This window comes from Dietzia sp. DQ11-44 (assembly GCF_014145205.1).
Lineage (GTDB): Bacteria > Actinomycetota > Actinomycetes > Mycobacteriales > Mycobacteriaceae > Dietzia > Dietzia natronolimnaea.
In genome coordinates this window covers 1-2,807 of the sequence record NZ_JAALEC010000429.1, presented here as the reverse complement: position 1 = coordinate 2,807, position 2,807 = coordinate 1, and the positions used below count along the sequence as shown (strand labels likewise).

At 71.1% G+C, this 2,807-nt stretch carries 3 protein-coding genes; 1 reads left to right on the top strand and 2 read right to left on the bottom strand.

Annotated elements, in window-relative coordinates:
- Positions 1-514 (top strand): DUF3515 domain-containing protein (locus tag G6018_RS11200; protein WP_182639624.1); only part of this gene is annotated, 514 nt, incomplete at its 5' end.
- 10 nt (positions 515-524) lie between these two features.
- Here the strand turns inward: G6018_RS11200 and G6018_RS11195 are convergent.
- Together G6018_RS11195 and G6018_RS11190 are read right to left on the bottom strand one after the other, a co-directional pair.
- Positions 525-1,631, bottom strand: a complete 1,107-nt coding sequence (locus G6018_RS11195; RefSeq protein WP_182639623.1) for a D-alanine--D-alanine ligase family protein — start codon at positions 1,629-1,631, stop codon at positions 525-527.
- 10 nt (positions 1,632-1,641) lie between these two features.
- A complete protein-coding gene (locus tag G6018_RS11190; protein ID WP_179525497.1) occupies positions 1,642-2,640 on the bottom strand; it encodes an NAD(P)H-dependent glycerol-3-phosphate dehydrogenase in 999 nt (332 codons plus the stop codon).
- Between the last annotated feature and the right edge of the window lie 167 nt (positions 2,641-2,807).

Sequence of the window (2,807 nt, the reverse complement as noted above, 5' to 3'; positions counted from 1 at the left end):
GGCGGTACTCGTCCCCCTGGTGCTGCTCGCCGTGGTCCTCGTCCTGGTGCGGGACGTCCGCGACGAGGCGGCCGAGTCCGCCGCGAGCGAGCCCGTGACCGCGGTGACCATCCCGGCCCCCGGGGCCGACTCCGAGGAGTGCCTGTCGCTGGTCGAGTCCCTCCCGGACACCCTCGGTGAGGCGAACCGGGTCGCGTTCGTCGAGCCCGCACCGCCGGGCGCCGCGGCCTACCGGCTGCCCGATGCCGAGACCGTCGTCGTCCGCTGTGGTCTCCCCGCCCCGCCGACCTTCACCGTCGGGGTGCCGCTCCAGGAGGTCAACGGCGTCCAGTGGTTCAACGAACCGGACCCGGACCCCGCTGTGACGTCGTCCACGTGGGTCGCCGTCGACCGACCGGAGTACATCGCGGTCACCCTCCCCGCGACCGGCGGTACCGGTCCGATCCAGGATCTCTCGGACGCCCTCACCGCCGGTCTCGAGGCCGTCGAACCGCGGCCCGCGCCGATCGGGTGACCGGGCGGGGTCAGCAGCCGGCGAGCGCTGTCCTCACGAGAGTGTCGAGCAGGGTCCGGTAGTCGACGCCGGAGGCCGCCCACATCTGCGGGTACATCGAGATCGGGGTGAACCCCGGCATGGTGTTGACCTCGTTGATCACCGGACCGTCCTCGGTGACGAAGAAGTCGACCCGGCTCAGCCCCCGGGCATCCAGGGCGTGGAACGCCTCGACGGCCAGGGCGCGCAGCCGGTCGGTGTCCGCGTCGGGGAGCAGCGCGGGGAGGTCGAACGTGCAGACGTCGTCGAGGTACTTGGTGTCGAAGTCGTAGAAGGAGTCGCCCTCGGTCTCGCCCTCCAGACCGGTGGGCTCACCGGGGATGTGCAGTTCGGCGGGCAGGCTCGCCTCCACCCGACCGTCCGGGTACTGCAGGACACCGCATTCGACCTCGCGGCCCACGATGGCGGCCTCGACGATCACCTTGGGGTCGAACCGGCGGGCCTCGGCGATGGCCGCGTCCAGATCCGCCGCGCGGGAGACCTTGGTGATCCCGATGGACGAGCCACCGCGGGCGGGCTTGACGAACAACGGGAACCCGAGCCGGTCGAGTTCCGTCTGCGGCAGCGTCGCGATCCCGGGACGCAGCACCACCTGCTCACCGATCGGCAGACCCGCCGCACCCAGCACGACCTTGGTGAACTCCTTGTCCATGCCGGCCGCACTGGCGAACACCCCCGGACCCACGTAGGGGATCCCCGAGAGTTCGAGGAGTCCCTGGACGGTGCCGTCCTCCGCGTGGGTGCCGTGCATGACGGGGAAGACCACGTCCACGCGGGCGGCCTGCTCACCGGCCCGCTCCCCGTCCACGTACCGCAGGACCCCGCGGTCACCGGTGGACAGTCCCAGCGCCACCTGTGGTCGCCCCGGGTCGACCTCCGGCATGACGCGGTCGACGATCCGCAGGCCCGACACGTCGTCGGGACCCAGGGTCCACCGCCCCGATCCGGTGATCCCGACGGGGATCACCTCGTAGACGGATCGGTCGAGATGTGCCATGACGGCGCCGGCGGACACGCAGCTCACGGAGTGCTCCGTGCTGCGGCCGCCGTAGAGGACGGCAACGGTGATGCGATTCACCGGGCCGAGGCTACTCGGGCTTGGTGCTCCGTCTCATGAGGCGCACCGCCACCTCGACGGCGTCACCACCCTCGTGGCAGATCTCGTGGACGGCCTCGGTGAGCGGCATCTCGACCCCGACCTGTCGGGCGAGCGCACGGATGGAGGTGCAGGACTTGACCCCCTCCGCGACCTGTCCGTTGGTGGCCTCCTGGGCCTGCTCCAGGGTTTCGCCCTTGCCCAGCCGTTCACCGAAGGTCCGGTTGCGGGACAGGGGCGAGGTGCAGGTGGCGACGAGGTCGCCGAGCCCCGCGAGTCCGGCGAAGGTCATCTGGTTGGCGCCGAGCGCCACCCCGAGCCTCGTCGACTCCGCCAACCCACGGGTGACGAGCGTGGCCATGGTGTTGTCACCCAGGCCCATCCCGGTGGCGATGCCACACACCAGAGCGATGACGTTCTTGGTGGAGCCTCCGATCTCGCACCCCACCACATCGGTGTTGGTGTAGGGACGGAAGTAGGGGGTGGAGAACGCGTCCTGCAGGCGGGCCGCCCGGTCGACGTCCGTACAGGCGATCACCGTCGCCGCAGGCTGACCCTCGGCGATCTCCCGCGCGAGGTTGGGGCCGGACAACGCGGCGATCCTGTCCCCCGTCAACCCGGTGACCTCGGCGACGACCTCGCTGATGCGCATCAGCGACCCGGTCTCGATCCCCTTCGCCAGGGAGATCACCCCGGCGTCCGACTCGAGGAGGTCGACCCATTTCTCCAGGTTCCCCCTCAGGCTCTGCGACGGGACGGCCAGGACGACCTCGTGGGAGCCCGCGAGCACCTCGGCCGGGTCCGTCGAGGCGGTCACCGTCGCGGGCAGGACGATGCCCGGCAGGTACTTCTCGTTACAGTGCCGCTCGTTGATCCCGTCGGCCACCTCGTCCCGGCGGGCCCACATGACCACCTCCGACCCCGCGTCCGCGAGCACCTTGCCGACGGCGGTCCCCCACGACCCCGCACCCATCACCGCGACCCGCGCCATTTCGCCTCCCGGCTCGTCGTCCCCCACCCGGGCCATCGCCGGTGGATCGTGTGCAAACGCTACCCGGCCCGGCGCGCTCGCGAGGGTCTGCTGGCAGGATGGCGGTCGATGAGTACGGTGTCGGGTCACGGGGCGACTGACGGCGGGTGGACGATAGTCGTCCCCGT

Excerpts from the sequence above, each read along its gene's own strand:
- G6018_RS11190 (WP_179525497.1), bottom strand. The coding sequence starts at position 2,640 with ATGGCGCGGGTCGCGGTGATGGGTGCGGGGTCGTGGGGGACCGCCGTC.